Origin of the sequence: Pseudomonas multiresinivorans (genome assembly GCF_012971725.1) — a bacterium.
Taxonomy (GTDB): domain Bacteria; phylum Pseudomonadota; class Gammaproteobacteria; order Pseudomonadales; family Pseudomonadaceae; genus Pseudomonas; species Pseudomonas multiresinivorans.
The window spans coordinates 5,631,431-5,648,479 of the sequence record NZ_CP048833.1; the positions used below are offsets into that span (position 1 = coordinate 5,631,431).

Below are 17,049 nucleotides of genomic sequence, written 5' to 3' on the forward strand. Positions count from 1 at the left end.
TGGCGACGCCACGCAGGAAATCACTGGGCCAGGGCCACTTCCCGTAGGGGTTTGGCGACGATCGGGGGCTCAACTACGGCCTCGCCTGCCAGCGCCATCGCTGCGGCTTCCTCTTCGATGCGGTAGGCCGGCATCGAGCCATAGTCCGCCAGCATCCACTTGAAGAAGCCATAGACCTTGACCAGCAGGATCAGGGTGAACGGAATCGCGGTGAGCACAACGGCGGTCTTCATCGTCGACAGCGAGGCCTTGGCGAACAGCATGGCCAGCGGCACCAGGGTCAGGGTGATGGCCCAGAACAGGCGGTGGGTCGGCGTCGGATCATCGCCTTCCTGCAGGTTGCGAGTGCTGGTGGCGGCCACGGCGTAGGCTGCCGCATCCATGTGCGAGGCGCAGAACACGGCCATGATGAACAGGTACACGGCGAGGAACAGCTTGCCCCACGGCAGCGCCAGCAGCAGCGCCTCTACGGCGCTTTCACCACCCTGCTCGGTGAGAATCTTCGGCACGTCTACGGCACCGGTGATGAACTGGTGCATGCTGTAACTTTCCAGCGCACCGAAGAAGAACCAGCAACCGAAGCTGCCGCCCAGCAGCAGGGCGAAGACCACTTCGCGCATCTGCCGGCCACGCGATACGCGGGTCACGAACATGGCCACGCCCGGTGCGTAGGACACCCACCAGAGCCAGTAGAACACCGTCCAGTTACGGGTGAAGGCGCCATCGCCGGCCGGGTCGGTGAACAGGCTCATGTGCACGTAGTTCTGGATCATCAGGCCGATGCCGTTGGCGGTGTTGTTGATGGTGAACTGGGTCGGGCCGACCAGCAGCACCACCGCGGCGAACACCAGCGCGCCGTAGCAGACGATCTTGCTCAGTTTCTGCAGGCCACCATCGATGCCGATGTAGGAGCTCAGGGAGAACAGCACGGCGATCACACCGATCACCAACACCTGCACGGTGAAGGTATCCGGCGTGCCCACCAGCCCGGACAGGCCACGGGTCAGGGTCGAGGCGGTGAGCGCCAGGGACACGGTGAGCGCGCCCATCATGGTCAGCAGGAAGATCAGGTCCACCAGGCGCCCCACCGGCCCGGTGGCCTTGAAGCCGGTGACGGCCTCGACGATGGAAGCCAGGTTCAGGCCGCTCTTCTTGCGCACGTGAAAGTGGTAGGCCATGGCCAGCGAGGCCAGGGCGTAGATCGACCAGGCACTGATGCCCCAGTGGAAGAAGGAGTAGCCGACGCTGTACTCCAGTGCCTCGCGGGACTGCGGAACGATGTTCAGGCCCGGCGTCTGGTAGTAGTACGCCCACTCCATCACGCCCCAGTAGAGAGTGGAGGACCCCATGCCGGCGCAGATGAACATGAAGACCCAGGTAGCCGTGGAGTATTCCGGTTTGCCGCTACCGAAGCGGATGTGGCCGTACTTGCTGCAGGCGATGTAGAGCACGGCCAGGGAGCTGCCGAAGATCAGCAGTTGCACGGCGGTGCCGAAGGTACGGGTGGCAATTTCGAACAGTTGGTTCGCGGCTTGCTCGGCCTGGGCCGGAAACGCAGCGAGCCCGATCACGGTCAGGAGCACCGCGACCAGGCTCATGGATATCAGGAATACATCGACCTTCTGGGTCTTGCGGGGCATCAAGGGGGACATCAGGCGTCTCCTGGGACGTTTTTTGTTGTTGTTTCGCATCCGCCGCAGGCCGCGGATGGAGCAAGGTCAAAACCGGCACCTTGCCCAAGTAAACTATTGGTTTACAAATATCCTTTGGTTAACAGTGTGCGGTGAATCGCCGCATAGCGCAAGAGCAGGTGATCGCCTCGAAGCGCCCATCGAAAAGGCGGCGAGCCGCCATGGCACGGGCCTTTCCATGGGTTTCGCTGAGGTTGTAGGAACTATCCCGCCACGATCTCGGCAATTGCCTGCCCGACAGCCTGGGTCGAAAGTTGCCCGCCCATATCCCGTGTCACTGTGCCGTCGGCGATCACGCGCTCGATGGCTTGGAGGATGTCGTCGTGGGCCGCGCGGTAGCGCGCATCGCCCTGGCCGACGAAGTCCAGCATCAGCGCACCGGACCAGATCATGGCGATGGGGTTGGCGATGTTCTGGCCGAAGATGTCCGGCGCCGAACCGTGTACGGGCTCGAACAGCGAGGGAAATCTGCGCTCGGGGTTGAGGTTGGCCGAGGGTGCGATGCCGATGGTGCCGGCACAGGCCGGGCCGAGGTCGGAGAGGATGTCGCCGAACAGGTTGGAGGCCACTACCACGTCGAAGCGCTCGGGCTGCAGGACAAAACGGGCGCAGAGGATATCGATGTGCTGCTTGTCCCAGGTGATGTCCGGATAGCCGGCGGCCATCGCCGCGGTGCGCTCGTCCCAGTAGGGCATGCTCACCGCCATGCCGTTGGACTTGGTGGCCGAGGTCAGGCGCTTGCGTTCGCGGGTCTGCGCCAGGTCGAAGGCGTATTTCAGGATGCGGTCGACGCCGCGACGGGTGAACACCGATTCCTGCAGCACGAACTCGTTCTCGGTGCCTTCGAACATGCGCCCGCCCAGGGACGAATACTCACCCTCGGTGTTCTCGCGGATCACCACGAAGTCGATGTCGCCGGGCTTCTTCCCGGCCAGCGGGCAAGGCACGCCGGGGAACAGGCGCACCGGGCGGATGTTCACGTACTGGTCGAAGTCGCGGCGGAATTTCAGCAGCGAGCCCCACAGGGAAATGTGGTCCGGCACCTTGTCCGGCCAGCCGACGGCGCCGAAGAACAGCGCGTCGAAATCCTTCAGCTGTTCGAACCAGTCGTCCGGCATCATCCTGCCGTGCTCCAGGTAGTAGTCGCAGCTGGCCCACTCGAAGTGTTCGAATTCCAGCGCCAGGCCGTATTTCCGCGCGGCCGCCTGGACGACTCGCAGGCCCTCGGGAAGGACTTCCTGGCCGATGCCGTCTCCGGGGATCGCGGCGATTCTGAATGGCTTGCTCATGGGGCACCCTCGCTGGTGTGAAGTGGAAAGCAGTGCTGGCCATGCTATAAGCAGCAAAATCAAACATAATCAGCGAGACCGTTGATTCTTTAAGCACGAACCGTGAATAAACTTCCCAATCTTGACGACCTCCGCGTCTTCATCCAGGTGGTTCGGCGCTCCAGCTTCGCTGCCGCCGCCAGCGAACTGGGCATGTCCGCCGCCTTCGTCAGCAAGCGAATCCGCTTGCTCGAAGATGACCTCGGCGTGCGCCTGCTGCACCGCACCACGCGGCGGGTCTCGGTGAGCGAAGACGGTGAGCGCATCTATCAATGGGCGCTGCGCATCCTCGATGCCGTGCAGCGCATGGGCGATGACGTCAGCGCCCTGCACCGCGAGCCCAGCGGCCTGCTGCGTATCGCCAGCAGCCTCGGGCTGGGCCGGCGCTTCGTCGCCCCGGCCTTGTCGGAACTCGCCACGCGGCACCCGCAGCTGGATATCCGGCTGGATGTACAGGACCGCCTGGTGGACCTGATAGGCGAAGGTTTCGATCTGGACGTGCGGGTGGGCAACGACATCGACCCCAACCTCATCGCCCGCCCATTGGCCAGGAACCGTCGGGTTCTCTGTGCCGCACCCAGCTACCTGGAGCGCAGCGGAACGCCGCGCACGCTCGCGGAACTGGCCGGGCACGATTGCCTGGTGATCAAGGAGCGCGACCATCCCTTCGGCGTCTGGCACCTGCAGGGACCGGAAGGCGAGGAAAGCGTGAAGGTTACCGGGCCACTGTCGTCCAACCACGGCGAGGTGGTGCACCAGTGGTGCATTGATGGGCGCGGCATCCTGCTGCGCTCCTGGTGGGACGTGCACGACAGCCTGGAGGATGGCCGCCTGGTGCAGGTGCTGCCTGAATACCAGCAGCCGGCGGACATCTGGGCCGTCTATGCCGCCCCACTGGCCAGCTCGGCCAAGGTGCGGGTGGCGGTGGAGTTCCTGCGGCAGTATTTCGCCGAGCGCTACAGCTTGCCCGCCCCCTGAAACTCACAGCGTGGGAGCGGTTTCCGGCCGCGATGTGCAACCGGCCGGCTCAGCGTGGTCGGAAATCGATCGCGGACAAAGTCCGCTCCCACGAAAGCCTCAGAGCTGCGCGACGTGCCCGCCGCCCTGGTGCTCGCGCAGGTAAGGCAGCACCGCGCCGAGCAGCGGCTCCTTGAAGTCTTCCTGGAAACGGTGCGCCATCCCCGGAATCAACTTCAGCACCGAGCCGCGAATGTGCGCGGCCACATGCACACCGTGCATCACCGGCAGCAGCGGATCGGCCGTACCGTGGACCACGAGGGTCGGCACGTTGAGTCGGTTGAGCAGCTCCACGCGGCTGGGCTCGGCGAGGATTGCCAGCATCTGTCGCTGCACGCCTTCGGGGTTGAAGGCGCGGTCGTAGGAGCGCGCCGCCTGCTGCAGCAATTGCTGGCGGTCGTCGTGAACCTGCGGGCTGCCAAGGGCGGCCAGCAGGTCAGCCTGCTGTTCGATGGCCTGTTCGCGGCTGGCGGCCTCGCGCCGGGCGAGCAGGCGCAGCAGCGACTCGCTGGGCGCCGGCAGGCCTTCGGCGCCGGAGCTGGTCATCACCAGGGTCAGGCTGATCACGCGATCCGGCGCGAGGTCGGCGACATGCTGCGCGATCATCCCGCCCATGCTCGCGCCCAGCACATGGGCGCGTTCGACGTGCAGGGCGTCCAGCAGGTGCAGTGCGTCGCCCGCCATGTCGGTCAGGCTGTAGGGCGCACTCACGGGCAGGCCAAGGCGATAGCGGATTACTTCGTAGGTCAGGTTGCCGCTGGGCGTAGGAACACGCCAGGAAGACAGGCCAACATCGCGGTTGTCGTAACGGATCACCCGGAAGCCCTGCTGGCAGAGCGCCTCGACCACTTCATCCGGCCAATGGATCAGCTGGCCACCCAGGCCCATGACCAGCAGCAGCGTCGGGTCCTGCGGACGCCCGATGCTCTGGTAGGCCAGGCGCACGTCGCCCAGGTCGACCAGCTCGGTCGGCACCCGCGCATCGCAACGATCGGCGGCAATAGAAAGGGAGGGCAAGCCGCAGAAAAGAGCGACTGCCAGTAGAAAAGCACGCATGAATGAAAATCCGGAACGCAAAACCCCAGTTGATAGCGATTCTGATGAATTTCCGTCGCTCGCTCTGCCACAGGTCCGTGACAGTTTGATGAAAGGCGCTGAGCGGTCGCCGACGGCGCTTCCCATGATGCGGATCAAGGGAGGCCGCCCCCAACAGTCGCGAAGATAGAAGCCCCCGCTCGGAAGCTCTGCCATGGCCTACCCCATCCTGCTGGTGCTGCACCTGTTCGCCGCGATCCTGTTCGTCGGCACGGTGTTCTTCGAAGTGCTGATCCTGGAGAGCATCCACCCCCACGTGCCGGCGCGGGCGATGAAAATGGTCGAGGGCGCGCTCGGCCGTCGGCTGCGCCGGGTGATGCCCTGGGTCATCCCGACCCTGTTCGGCAGCGGCCTGGGCATGCTGCATCTGCGTTACGCGCCGCTGCTGGCCGAGCCGCTGGCGTCGCCCTTCGCCACCCTGCTCAGTCTCAAGCTGCTGCTGGCCACCAGCGTACTGGGCCACTTCATCTTCGCCATGTATTCCTTTCGTGTCGGGCGCATGACCGGCCGGCGTTCCCGGCGCATCCACTACAGCGTGTTCGCCCACGTGGTGCTGATCGTCCTGCTGGCCAAAGGGATGTTCTATCTGAGCTGGTGACTTCGGCCCGATGAGTCGGGCCCGGCGAACCCTGCTGGTGAAGCGCCAGCAGCCGGCTTATCATGAGGGCAGCTCAATTGATCCGCCTTTTCATCAAGATTTCCTCATACTGAGGCGAGGCCGCGCCATGCTTGAACTCCGTCACCTGAAAACCCTGCATGCCCTGCGCGAAGCCGACAGCCTGGTGGAGGCCGCCGAGCGCCTGCACCTCACGCAATCCGCCCTGTCCCACCAGTTCAAGGAACTGGAGGAGCGCCTGGGCCTGTCGCTGTTCATCCGCAAGACCAAGCCGGTCCGCTTCACCAGTGCTGGCTTGCGCCTGCTGCAACTGGCCGACGCCGTGCTGCCGCAACTGCGCGGCGCCGAACGCGACCTGGCACGCCTGGCGGGCGGCACTGCCGGTCGCCTGCATATGGCCATTGAATGCCACAGCTGCTTCCAGTGGCTGATGCCGACCATCGACCAGTTCCGCGATGCCTGGCCGGAAGTGGAGCTGGACCTCGCCTCCGGCTTCTCCTTCGCCCCGCTGCCGGCACTGGCCCGCGGCGACCTGGACCTGGTGGTGACCTCCGACCCGGTGGACATCGCCGGCATCACCTACGTGCCGCTGTTCACCTACGAAGCGCTGCTGGCGGTGGACAACCACCACGCGCTGGCCGGTAAGTCCTTCATCGTTCCGGAAGACCTGGCCAACCTGACGCTGATCACCTACCCCATCGAGCGCGATCGCCTGGACATCTTCACCCGCTTCCTAGAGCCGGCCGACGTCGAACCAGCCCAGGTTCGCACCTCGGAACTGACGGTGATGATGATGCAACTGGTGGCCTCCGGGCGTGGCGTCTGCAGCCTGCCCAACTGGGCGCTGCACGAGTACAGCTCGCGAGGCTATGTGACCGCCAAGCGCCTGGGTGAGAAAGGCCTGTACTGCACCCTGTTCGCCGCCATCCGCGCCGACATGCTGGATGCACCGTTCATGCGTGACTTCCTGCTGACCGCGAAGGACACTTCCTTCGCTACCCTCGAGGGCGTCAGCGCTGCCAAGGGCTGAGCACTGCCGGAACACGCGCATAAAAAAGGCCCTCCTTGCGGAGGGCCTTGGGGACATAACTCAAGGAACGGCTTGTAGTAGTTTTAGTTGCCGACGCCACGCGATGGGGGTGCGCGGCGTTGGGGCGATCATTGATCAGTCGAGGAAGCGCGAAAATATTCCGATCGCAAAATAGGAATAATCCCACCTCACTTGAGACCAATTCCTCAAATCGAACATCGTCTTCCCGGCGCGCGCGATTTCCGGCCAGCGCTCACGTCGGCTTCGCCTCCGCCGCCTTGGCGTGCTCCTCCGCCCACTGCACATCCCGCTCCCAGACCCGCTTGAAGGCCGGGCGCGAGGTCACCAGCTCCACGTAACGCTCGAACACCGGCAGCTTGGGCACGACGCCGAAGCCGATGGTCCAGCGCAGGGCCGCGCCCCACAGCACATCGGCTGCGGTCATGCGATTGCCCAGCAGGTAAGGGCCGGTTTCCAGCTGTTCGGCGAGGGCGCGCATCACACTGTCGTAGTCGCCGTAGGGGCTCATGGCCTGCGGTGCGGCATCGCGCTTGAGGGCACGGTCGACGATGGCCGGCTCGAAGCTGGAGCCGTAGAACACCAGCCAGCGCAGGTAGGGGCCGCGCAGCGGATCGTCGAGGGCAGGAGCGAGGTTCGCGCGGGGGAAGAGGTCGGCGAGGTAGATGAAGATGGCGCCCTGCTCGGTGACCAGCGACTCGCCGATGCGGATCGCCGGCACCTTGCCCAGCGGGTTGACGGCCAGGTAGGCCGGTTTGCGCTGCTCGCCGGCCTTCATGTTGATCAGTTCGAGGTCGTACTCGGCGCCCAGCTCCTCCAGCAGCACCAGGGTGCCGCTGGAGCGTGTCTGAGGCGAATGGTAGAGAGTGAGGCGGGGCATGGCGGGATCTCCTCGGTCATCACGGCTCGGAGTCCCCAGCATAGCCCCGCGCGGGGCTCACGCCTCCTCGAAATGCATCTCCGGTGGTTGCTGGCGGAAGCCACTGGTGATCACCGCGAGGTAGATCACACCGAGCACCAGCCAGGTGGCGCCCAGCCAGATCGCCAAGTGGTCGAGGCTGACCATCAGCCACAGGTCGGCAAGCAGGCCGATCAGCGGGAACAGCAGGAACAGCACCAGCTCGCGCAGCCCGCGACGCTCGGCATTCAGGTAGTAGTGGAAGATCACCGAGAGGTTCACCAGGCTGAAGGCCAGGAAGGCACCGAAGTTGATGAACGAGGTGGAAGTGGTGACGTCCATGTGCAGCGCCAGCAGGGCCACCACGCCGCACAGCACGATACTGTTCACCGGGGTTTCGAAGCGCTTGCTGATGCGCCCGAAGAACGGCCGCGGCAGCACGCCGTCGCGGCCCATGGCGAACAGCAGGCGCGAGGCGCTGGCCTGGGCCGACAGGCCGGAAGTGAACTGACCGACGATCAGGCCGATCAGGAAGAAGCTGACGAACAGGTCGCCGCCGATGTTGCGGGCAATTTCGTAGGCGGCGGAATCAGCGTTCTGGAATTCCACCGACGGGTGCGCGAGCTGTACGAAGTAGCTGGCGGCGATGAAGATGCCGCCGCCGATCAGGGTGATCAGCAGGATGGCACGCGGAATGGTCTTGCGCGGTTCGTGGGTTTCTTCGGTCAGGGTACTGACCGCGTCAAAGCCCAGGAAGGAATAACAGGCGATGGCCGCACCACCCATGATCAGCGGCAACTGGGTGCCTTCCTTGAGGAAGGGTTCCAGGGTCCACAACGGACGGCTGCCATCGCCCATCACGTAGTGGATGGCCAGGCCTACAAAAGCAATCAGCACGAGGAACTGCACCAGCATCAGCACGCCGTTGATGTTCTTCGCCAGGCGCAGGCCGACCACGTTGATCGCGGTGGTTACGCCGATGAAGGCCAGTACCCACAAGGCTTGCGGAACGGCCGGGAAGGCGGAATGCAGATAGGCCGCGCCGATCAGCCAGATGGCCATGGGCAGGAACAGGTAGTCCAGCAACACCGCCCAGCCGGCCAGGAAGCCCAGTTTCGGGCTGATCGACTTGCGCACGTAGGTGTATGCCGAGCCGGCGACCGGGAAGGCAGCGGCCATGCGCCCGTAGCTGAGCGCGGTAAAGAGCATGGCGACAGAGGCGACGAGGTAGGCCGAAGGCACTACGCCGCGGGTGACGTCGGCGAGGATGCCGAAGGTGCCAAGGACGATGATCGGGGTCATGTAGGCGATGCCGAACAGCACCACCGAACCCAGCGACAGGGTTCGTTTGAGTCGAGCCATTACTGCTTACTCCGCGTTGTGTTTGTTATGGCAGTACTTGGGTTGCCGGCCTGCACTCACCCGCAGGCCTCGCGGGTGCTCGTGGCACCCGTCGTTCTTGATGATTCGCTTCACTGGCGCGGCCCTGCGCCCCGGCCCCCTTGCAGCGGAGCCGGAAGGAAACTCAGGCGGGAATGATCAGCTCGCGCAAGCCGTCTGCGTGCTCGCGCATCTCGCCGGGCAGCACGAAACGGCGCTCGCCCAGGTAGCTGTAGTCGCGGCGCGATTGCGCCTGGCGTTCGAAATCCAGCTCGACGATCTGCCGGCACTCTTCGCGGCCGGCCTCGACGATCAGTTGACCGTACGGGTCGACCACGGCGCTACCGCCGGCGAAGACCAGTCCGTCATCACCTGCACCGACGCGGTTGACCATCACGGCATAGGCCTGGTTTTCCATGGCGCGGCCCATGATCGCGGTGCGATGGGTCGGGCCGTAGGGGTCCATGTTGCCGTTGGTCACGATGATCAGCTCGGCGCCCAGCTGGCCGAGGGCGCGGGCGGACTCGGGGAACTCGATGTCGAAGCAGATCACGATGCCGACGCGGATGCCGTTCCACAGGCAGGTGGCGTAGCGGTCGCCGGGGGTGAAGATGCCGCGGTCCGACGCCCACAGGTGCGTCTTGCGGTACTTCATGGCGATGCCTTCGGGGGTGATCAGCAGCGTGGTGTTGTAGAAGCGGCCATCGTCAGCGGCTTCGGCGAAGCCCACGGCGACGGAGATGTTCTTCTCCCGCGCGGCACGCTGCACGGCCTGCACGCTGGGGCCATCGACCGGCTCGGCGATGGCGGCGATGTTCTGCTCGGTGGGGAAGCCGGTCAGCTGGGTCTCGGGGAACACCACCAATTGGGTGTCGTCGGCGCAGGCATGGATCGCTTCCAGGGTGCGGGCCAGGTTCCAGGCCACATCGCCATCACGGCCGGCGAGTTGGACGAGCTCTACTTTCATGGGGCTTCCTCGGATTCTTGTCTTTGCGGTGACCGGGCGCTGTCGGTCAAAATGCGCACCGCGCCGGCTCAAGGCATCCACCGAGTATGCCGGGCGTGCCATCACCGGGTAATTACGCCCGCGTGGTAACCCATCGGGGGTAGAGTCATGAGCCTTTCCCTTCAGGATATCGCCTGGCACCGCTCGGTCGGGCAGCTGATCGAAGCGCTGGACAAGCCGAACTTCTGGACCTCGCTGGTGCGCCTGCTGGGCCAGTATGTGCCCTTCGACAGCTGGGTCGTGCTGCTTTTCAGCAATGGCAGGCCCCAGGTGTTCGCCGAATGCCCCGGCGAGGACGGCGGCCCGGACTCGCTGTTCCAGGACTACCTCAAGGGCCTCTACCTGCTCGACCCCTTCTACATCGCCAGCCGCGAGGCGCCCGGCAGCGGGCTGTTCCGCCTGGACGACGTGGCGCCGGAAATGTTCGAGCAGACCGATTACTACCAGCGCTACTTCAGCCTCAACGTGGTCGCCGATGAAGTGCAGATCAACGTACAACTCGACGGCGAGCGCACCCTCTGCTGCTCGGTGGGCAGCAAGGGCCGCTTCACCCCGGAGCAGATCGCCCTGCTCGCCCTGGTGCAACCCTGGGTCGCCGGCCTGATGCGCCAGCGCATGGCCTTCGAACGCGAGGTGCAGGAAGCGCCTCCGCCGCCACGCTGGCAGAACCGCCTGGAATCCACCGCCCAGCAGATGGAAACGCCGCTCACCGCACGCGAGCTGGAAGTGGGCCGGCTGATGCTCAGCGGCTGCTCCAGCAAGGAAATCGCCCGCAAGCTGGCGATCTCTGCCGAGACGGTGAAGGTCCACCGCAAGCACATGTACGCCAAGCTGGGGATCAAGTCGCAGTCCGAGCTGTTCTCGCTGTTCCTGCAGGCGCAGGGCTGAGGCTGCTTTTGTAGGAGCGAGCTTGCTCGCGAACAGCGTTTCCTGGCCGGCTCCGCGGTGAACCGGTTCGCGAGCAAGAACTGGGCGTCCCCCTCTCTCCTACAAAAAGCGCGTGGCCGTCGAGCGGTCGGTGAGCACTCAAGGCCGCACGGGTCCATGCTGGAAGACAGGAGGAATCCCCATGACCCTCAGCGTCTTCGACATGTTCAAACCCGGTGTCGGCCCGTCCAGTTCGCACACCGTTGGGCCGATGCGCGCCACCCGCGAGTTCGTCGACCGCCTGCGTGACGACGGCCTGCTGGCCCGAACCACGGCGGTCGAGGTGCATCTCTACGGCTCCCTCAGCGCCACCGGCAAGGGCCACGCCACGGACCGCGCTTGCCTGATCGGCCTGCTCGGCATCGACCCGGCGGAAGCCGACCCCGCGGCCCTCACCCCACAGGTAGACGACATCCTGCTGCGCCATCGCCTGCGCCTGGGCGGTGTGGAGGAAATCGACTTCGATCCGGCGCGGCAACTGGTCTTCCACGACGACAGCCTGCCCGCCCATCCCAACGGCCTGCACCTGCGCGCCCTGGACGAAAACGGCGAACTGCTGGCCGAACGCATCTGCTATTCGGTCGGCGGCGGCTTCGTGGTGGATGCGGCGGACTTCAACACCGACCGCGCCCTCCCGGACAATCCGATGCCCTACCCCTTCCACAGCGCCGAGGAACTGCTGCGCCTGTGCCATGAGCACGGTTTCCGGCGCATCAGCGACCTGATGTGGGCCAATGAGCGCGCGCTGCGCAGTGACGAGGAAATCCATGCCGGCCTTGCGCATATCTGGGACGAAATGCAGGCCTGCGTGAACCGCGGCCTGGAAACCGAAGGCACGCTGCCCGGCGGCCTCAAGGTGCGCCGCCGCGCGCCCATGCTCTATCGCCGGCTGAATGAAGCGGACAGCGGCAACCTGATCGCCACCACCCTGGGCGCCCTGGACTGGGTGGACCTCTGGGCGCTGGCGGTGAACGAGGAGAATGCCGCCGGCGGGCGCGTCGTGACAGCACCCACCAACGGCGCGGCCGGCATAGTCCCGGCGGTGCTGCACTACTACGCGCACTACGACGCCAACGCCAATGCCGAAAGTATCGAGCGCTACCTGCTGACCGCTGCCGCCATCGGCATCCTGTGCAAGCTCAACGCTTCCATCTCCGGCGCCGAAGTCGGCTGCCAGGGCGAAGTCGGTTCGGCCTGCGCCATGGCGGCGGCCGGGCTGGCGGAGGTGCTGGGCGGCAGCCTGGAGCAGGTGGAAAACGCCGCCGAGATCGGCCTGGAGCACAACCTTGGGCTGACCTGCGACCCGGTCGCCGGACTGGTCCAGGTGCCCTGCATCGAGCGCAACGCCATGGCCTCGCTCAAGGCCATCAACGCCGCCCAGCTCGCCCTGCGCGGCGATGGCCAGCACCTGGTCAGCCTCGACAAGGCCATCGACACCCTGCGCGATACCGGGCGCGACATGATGGACAAGTACAAGGAAACCTCGAAGGGCGGGCTGGCGGTGAATGTGATCGCCTGTTAGTCCGGCCGGATGCGGTTCGCGAGCAAGCTCGCTCCTACAGGCCTGACGCCGGCGCGCTCTTAGTAGGAGCGAGCTTGCTCGCGAACCGCCCAGGGACGCATGCCACCGTTCTTGCACCACCCGAAACAGGCTTTCTCAGCGCCAGAGAAAATCGTTAGCTAGCTTTCTTTTTATCCCGCTTCGGGCTACCGTCGGTGCCCGCCAGAACTAGAAAGACTTCCGAAAGCCCGCCGCATTGACCTTTGCCCAGGCGCGTTCGCGCGATGCCTGCCATGCTCTGTGACGGCCCTTTCGGCCAACCTGACCGTGATAAGCCCGACGACTGGAGATTCCATGAACCTGTCGCTCCTAAGCCGCTATGCCTTTTTTGCCGCCTGCGTCCTGTTCACCGTGCTCAGCCTGCCCTTCCTCGGGCATGACTGGGTCTGGCCCTTCACCCTGATCACCCTCGCCCTGAGCGTGCTCGGGGTCTTCGACCTGCTGCAGGAACGCCACGCGGTGCGCCGCAACTACCCGATCCTCGGCAACATCCGCTACCTGGTGGAAGCCATCCGCCCGGAAATCCGCCAGTACCTGCTCGAAGGCGACCAGGAGGCCCTGCCCTTCTCCCGCGCCCAGCGCGCCCTGGTCTATTCGCGGGCGAAGAACGAGACCGCCGACAAGCCCTTCGGCACGCTGATCGACGTCTACCAATCCGGCTTCGAATTCATCGCCCACTCCATCCGCCCGGCACCGGTGGCCGACCCCTGCACCTTCCGCGTCACCGTCGGCGGCCCGGCGTGCAAGCAGCCCTACTCCATCTCGGTGTTCAACATCTCCGCGATGAGCTTCGGCTCGCTCAGCGCCAACGCCATCCGCGCACTGAACAAGGGCGCCAAGCTGGGCGGCTTCATCCATGACACCGGCGAGGGCAGCATCAGCCCTTACCACCGCGAGTACGGCGGCGACCTGACCTGGGAGCTGGGCAGCGGCTACTTCGGCTGCCGCAACGATGACGGCACGTTCAGCCCCGAGCGCTTCGCCAAGCAGGCGGTCGATCCGCAGGTGAAGATGATCGAGATCAAGCTCAGCCAGGGCGCCAAACCCGGTCACGGCGGCATTCTGCCCAAGCACAAGGTCACCGAGGAGATCGCTTCCACCCGCGGCGTGCCCATGGGCAAGGACTGCATCTCGCCCTCCTCCCACAGCGCCTTCAGCACGCCCAAGGGTTTACTCGATTTCATCGTCCAGCTGCGCGAACTCTCTGGCGGCAAACCAGTGGGCTTCAAGCTGTGCATCGGCCACCCATGGGAATTCATGGGCATCGCCAAGGCCATGCACGAGACCGGCATCCTCCCCGACTTCATCGTCGTCGACGGCAAGGAAGGCGGCACCGGCGCCGCACCCCTGGAGTTCACCGACCACATGGGCCTGCCGATGCGCGAGGGCCTGCTGTTCGTGCACAACACGCTGGTCGGCCTGGACCTGCGCGACAAGATCCGCATCGGCGCCAGCGGCAAGATCGTCAGCGCCTTCGATATCGCCAGCGTGCTGGCCATGGGCGCCGACTGGGCCAACTCGGCTCGCGGCTTCATGTTCGCCATCGGCTGCATCCAGAGCCAGAGCTGTCACACGAACAAGTGCCCCACCGGTGTAGCCACCCAGGACCCGCTGCGCCAGCGCGCCCTGGTGGTGCCGGACAAGGCCGAGCGCGTCTACAGCTTCCACCGCAACACGCTCAAGGGCCTGGCCGAGATGATCGCCGCCGCCGGCATCCGCCACCCCTCGGAGCTGGAAGCACGGCATCTGGTACGCCGTGTCTCAGCCACCGAAATCCGCCTGTTCTCGCACCTGCATTACTTCCTGAAGCCGGGAGAGCTGCTCTCGGGCAACATCGAGGGCGAGTTCTACGAGCGCATCTGGCGCATGGCGCGCAGCGACAGTTTCGACGCCATGCCCGGCTGAGCCGGCCGCGCCATTTCGTGCGGCCGCCTGATCAGTGGCTGCACGAATCTTCCAGACATCGCCTCATCGCGCGCTATGCTGGCCGACCGGGCAGGCGATGGCGATGCGGAGGCGGCCCATGCACAAAGACAACTGGATCGACCTGCTGCAGGACGCCGACACCGGCATCCAGAGCCTGCGTGCGCACTTCAAGGGCCACGCCTACGACCCGCACTGGCACGACAGCTACCTGATTGGCTACACCGAATCGGGCGTACAGCAGTTCCGCAGCCGCAACCAGCGCCATATCAGCACCACCGGCAAGGTGTTCTTCCTCGAGCCCGGCGACATCCATGACGGCGACGCGCCCACTGAAGGCGGCTTCACCTACCGCACCCTGTACCTCGACACGCCCTGGCTGGAGCGGGAGATCGCCACGTTGTTCGAGGAAGCGCCGGGCAACTGCCAACTGACCGTACCCGAGTTGCTGATCGATGATCCGCAGCTGGCGCGACGCGTCGAAAATGCCTTCCAGGCCGTGCACGGAAACGACCTGAAGATCGTCCGCCAGACCGCCATCGACGACCTGCTCGACGGTATGACTCAACACCTGCACTGGCGCCAGCGCGGTGCCACGACGGCGCAGCTGCCGCTGGTGGCGCAACGCGCGCGGGACTATCTGCACGCCAACCTGACCGCCGACATCGGTCTCGACGACGTGGCCCGCGCCAGTGGCTGCGACCGCTTCCGCCTGACTCGCGCCTTCAAGCAGGCCTTCGGCCTGCCACCCCACGCCTACCTGATCCAGCTGCGCCTGGCCCGCGCACGGCAGTTGCTCGGCCGCGGCCTGGCACCGGCGGACATTGCCGCCGATCTCGGCTTCGCCGACCAGAGCCACCTCGGCCGCTGGTTCCGCCGCGCCTACGGGGTAACGCCAGCCTACTACCGCAAGCGCTGCTCAAAGCTTCCAGACTGAGCCCGCCGCGCTGGCGAAGATGAACTCCCACGGATTCACCGGAGCTCCCGCCATGCACCTCGCCCAGTTCAGCCAGTGGCTGCCCTTCCTGCTCTTCGCTTTCGTCGCCTCGATCACACCCGGCCCCACCAACCTGCTGGTGTTCAGCAACAGCGCCCGCTTCGGCTGGGGCGCGGCGTTGCCGATCATGCTTGGCGGCTGCGGCGCTGCAGCGGCGTTGGTGCTGGCGGTGGGCAGCGGGCTGGGTGAAGTACTGGCCAGCCTGCCACGGGTGCAACAGGCGATGAGCACAGTCGGCGTGCTCTGGCTGAGCTGGCTGGCCTGGCAGATCTTCCGCAGCCCGCCGGCAGACCTCACTCCGGGCGGCAATGCCGCCCGCCTGGGCCTTGTCGGCGCTGCCGCGCTGCAACTGGTCAACCCCAAGACCTGGATGATGGCGCTGGCGGTAATCAGCGTGTACGCCGGCCACGGCGCCGACCGCTTGGACCGCGTGCAAGCGCTGTCGCTGCTGTTCTTCCTCGTGTCGATTCCCTGCATGGCGGTCTGGGCCGGCCTGGGTATCGGCAGCCAGCGCCTGCTGTCGCCCCGGCAGATGCAGCGGCTCAACCAGTTGATGGCGATCCTGCTGCTGGTCTCGGCCTGGGCCGGGGCATTGCTGTAGCGACCTAGAGAATGCCGTCGCGCCGCAGGTACTCGCGCAGGTGCTCGATGAATGCGTGGATCTTGCGCGTCGCCCGGCGGTTGCTCGGGTACACCGCGAGAATCTGCGCGCCGAAGGTGTCGGGCTCGAAGAAGTACTCATCCAGCACCGTCACCAGCCGCCCGCTGCGCAGGTGTTCCAGCACGCTCCAGCGCGGACACGGCAACAGCCCATGGCCGGCCAGGCACGCGGTCAGCAGCACGGCCTGGTTATCGCTGTTCAGGCGGCCGTTGCGAGGAGTGGAGAAGCGCTCCCCCTCTACATCGAACCACCAGCGGTCATCCAGCGCCGGGTGGCGATAGACCAGGCAATCGTGGTCGGGAATCTCCCTGGGGTGACGGGGCGTGCCGCGCCGTTCCAGGTAAGCCGGGCTGGCGCACATGGCCAGGCGGCTTTCGGCCAGCGGCTGGGCGATCAGCCCCGGCAGGTCGCTGTTGCCCATGCGCAGGGCGAGGTCGTAGCGACCATCGAGCAGGTCGACGTAGCTGTCGGAAAGGTCGACTTGCAGGCGCACGTCCGGGTGCAGGTCGAGGAATTCAGCGCAGGCCTGGTCGAAGAACACCGGGCCGACGATCAACGGCCCGGTAATACGCAGTACGCCGCGCAGGCTGTGCTGCAACTGGGCGATTTCCTCAGTCGTTTCGCGCATCCGCGCCAGCACTTCGCGGGCCCCATCGAGATAGAGCTGCCCCGCCTCGGTGAGTGACATGCTGCGGGTAGTGCGCTCGAACAGGCGCGCGCCGACTTCGATTTCCAACTGGCCGACCGCCTTGGTCACCGCCGAAGGCGTCTTGCCCAGCTGTTCGGCGGCGCGGCTGAAACTGCCGGTTTCGGCACTGGCGACGAACATTGCCAGGCTGCTGAATCTGTCCATCATCATTCGTGCCAATCCTTCACAAGTGTTATGCCCGTTAGCGACTTC

Annotated in this window: 15 protein-coding genes; 8 read left to right on the top strand and 7 right to left on the bottom strand. The window is 65.4% G+C overall.

Annotated elements, in window-relative coordinates; genetic code table 11:
* Positions 1–20: 20 nt before the first annotated feature.
* Together G4G71_RS25745 and G4G71_RS25750 are read right to left on the bottom strand one after the other, a co-directional pair.
* Positions 21–1,652 carry a BCCT family transporter gene (locus tag G4G71_RS25745; RefSeq protein WP_277352228.1) on the bottom strand — a complete coding sequence of 544 codons (1,632 nt, stop codon included), beginning with the start codon at positions 1,650–1,652 and terminating at the stop codon, positions 21–23.
* A gap of 242 nt (positions 1,653–1,894) precedes the next feature.
* Positions 1,895–2,980 carry a tartrate dehydrogenase gene (locus G4G71_RS25750; protein ID WP_169941238.1) on the bottom strand — a complete coding sequence of 362 codons (1,086 nt, stop codon included), beginning with the start codon at positions 2,978–2,980 and terminating at the stop codon, positions 1,895–1,897.
* 102 nt (positions 2,981–3,082) lie between these two features.
* On the opposite strand from G4G71_RS25750, the gene G4G71_RS25755 reads away from it, so the two are divergent.
* On the top strand, positions 3,083–3,997 hold the full coding sequence (locus G4G71_RS25755; protein WP_169941240.1) for a LysR substrate-binding domain-containing protein: 915 nt from the start codon (positions 3,083–3,085) through the stop codon (positions 3,995–3,997).
* A 99-nt stretch (positions 3,998–4,096) separates the two neighbouring features.
* Here G4G71_RS25755 and G4G71_RS25760 read toward each other — a convergent pair whose 3' ends face one another.
* Complete coding sequence (locus tag G4G71_RS25760; protein ID WP_169941242.1) at positions 4,097–5,092, bottom strand: alpha/beta fold hydrolase; 996 nt, start codon at positions 5,090–5,092, stop codon at positions 4,097–4,099.
* 193 nt (positions 5,093–5,285) lie between these two features.
* Between G4G71_RS25760 and G4G71_RS25765 the strand changes: the two genes are divergently transcribed.
* Positions 5,286–5,729, top strand: a complete 444-nt coding sequence (locus tag G4G71_RS25765; protein ID WP_169941244.1) for a CopD family copper resistance protein — start codon at positions 5,286–5,288, stop codon at positions 5,727–5,729.
* A gap of 127 nt (positions 5,730–5,856) precedes the next feature.
* Entirely contained in the window at positions 5,857–6,777 is a 921-nt protein-coding gene (metR, locus tag G4G71_RS25770) for a transcriptional regulator MetR (RefSeq protein ID WP_024765378.1), read from the top strand.
* 253 nt (positions 6,778–7,030) lie between these two features.
* On the opposite strand, the gene G4G71_RS25775 is transcribed toward metR, so the two are convergent.
* The 3 genes from G4G71_RS25775 to G4G71_RS25785 form a co-directional block, all read right to left on the bottom strand.
* A complete protein-coding gene (locus G4G71_RS25775; protein ID WP_169941246.1) occupies positions 7,031–7,675 on the bottom strand; it encodes a glutathione S-transferase family protein in 645 nt (214 codons plus the stop codon).
* A gap of 57 nt (positions 7,676–7,732) precedes the next feature.
* Positions 7,733–9,055, bottom strand: a complete 1,323-nt coding sequence (locus G4G71_RS25780; protein ID WP_169941248.1) for an APC family permease — start codon at positions 9,053–9,055, stop codon at positions 7,733–7,735.
* A gap of 163 nt (positions 9,056–9,218) precedes the next feature.
* Complete coding sequence (locus G4G71_RS25785) at positions 9,219–10,040, bottom strand: carbon-nitrogen hydrolase family protein (RefSeq protein WP_169941250.1); 822 nt, start codon at positions 10,038–10,040, stop codon at positions 9,219–9,221.
* A 147-nt stretch (positions 10,041–10,187) separates the two neighbouring features.
* Here G4G71_RS25785 and G4G71_RS25790 point away from each other — a divergent pair, with 147 nt between their 5' ends.
* From G4G71_RS25790 to G4G71_RS25810, 5 genes are all read left to right on the top strand, one after another.
* Complete coding sequence (locus G4G71_RS25790; protein WP_054908952.1) at positions 10,188–10,967, top strand: helix-turn-helix transcriptional regulator; 780 nt, start codon at positions 10,188–10,190, stop codon at positions 10,965–10,967.
* Between the two features lie 181 nt (positions 10,968–11,148).
* Positions 11,149–12,528, top strand: a complete 1,380-nt coding sequence (locus G4G71_RS25795; protein ID WP_169941252.1) for an L-serine ammonia-lyase — start codon at positions 11,149–11,151, stop codon at positions 12,526–12,528.
* A 333-nt stretch (positions 12,529–12,861) separates the two neighbouring features.
* Complete coding sequence (locus G4G71_RS25800) at positions 12,862–14,472, top strand: FMN-binding glutamate synthase family protein (RefSeq protein ID WP_169941254.1); 1,611 nt, start codon at positions 12,862–12,864, stop codon at positions 14,470–14,472.
* Between the two features lie 118 nt (positions 14,473–14,590).
* Positions 14,591–15,427, top strand: coding sequence for an AraC family transcriptional regulator (locus tag G4G71_RS25805; protein ID WP_169941256.1), 837 nt, complete (start codon positions 14,591–14,593; stop codon positions 15,425–15,427).
* Between the two features lie 52 nt (positions 15,428–15,479).
* The gene (locus tag G4G71_RS25810; RefSeq protein ID WP_169941258.1) at positions 15,480–16,088 is read left to right on the top strand and encodes a LysE family translocator; all 609 of its coding nucleotides are present in this window, start codon (positions 15,480–15,482) and stop codon (positions 16,086–16,088) included.
* Positions 16,089–16,092: 4 nt separating this feature from the next.
* On the opposite strand, the gene G4G71_RS25815 is transcribed toward G4G71_RS25810, so the two are convergent.
* Positions 16,093–17,001, bottom strand: a complete 909-nt coding sequence (locus G4G71_RS25815; RefSeq protein ID WP_169942809.1) for a LysR family transcriptional regulator — start codon at positions 16,999–17,001, stop codon at positions 16,093–16,095.
* Between the last annotated feature and the right edge of the window lie 48 nt (positions 17,002–17,049).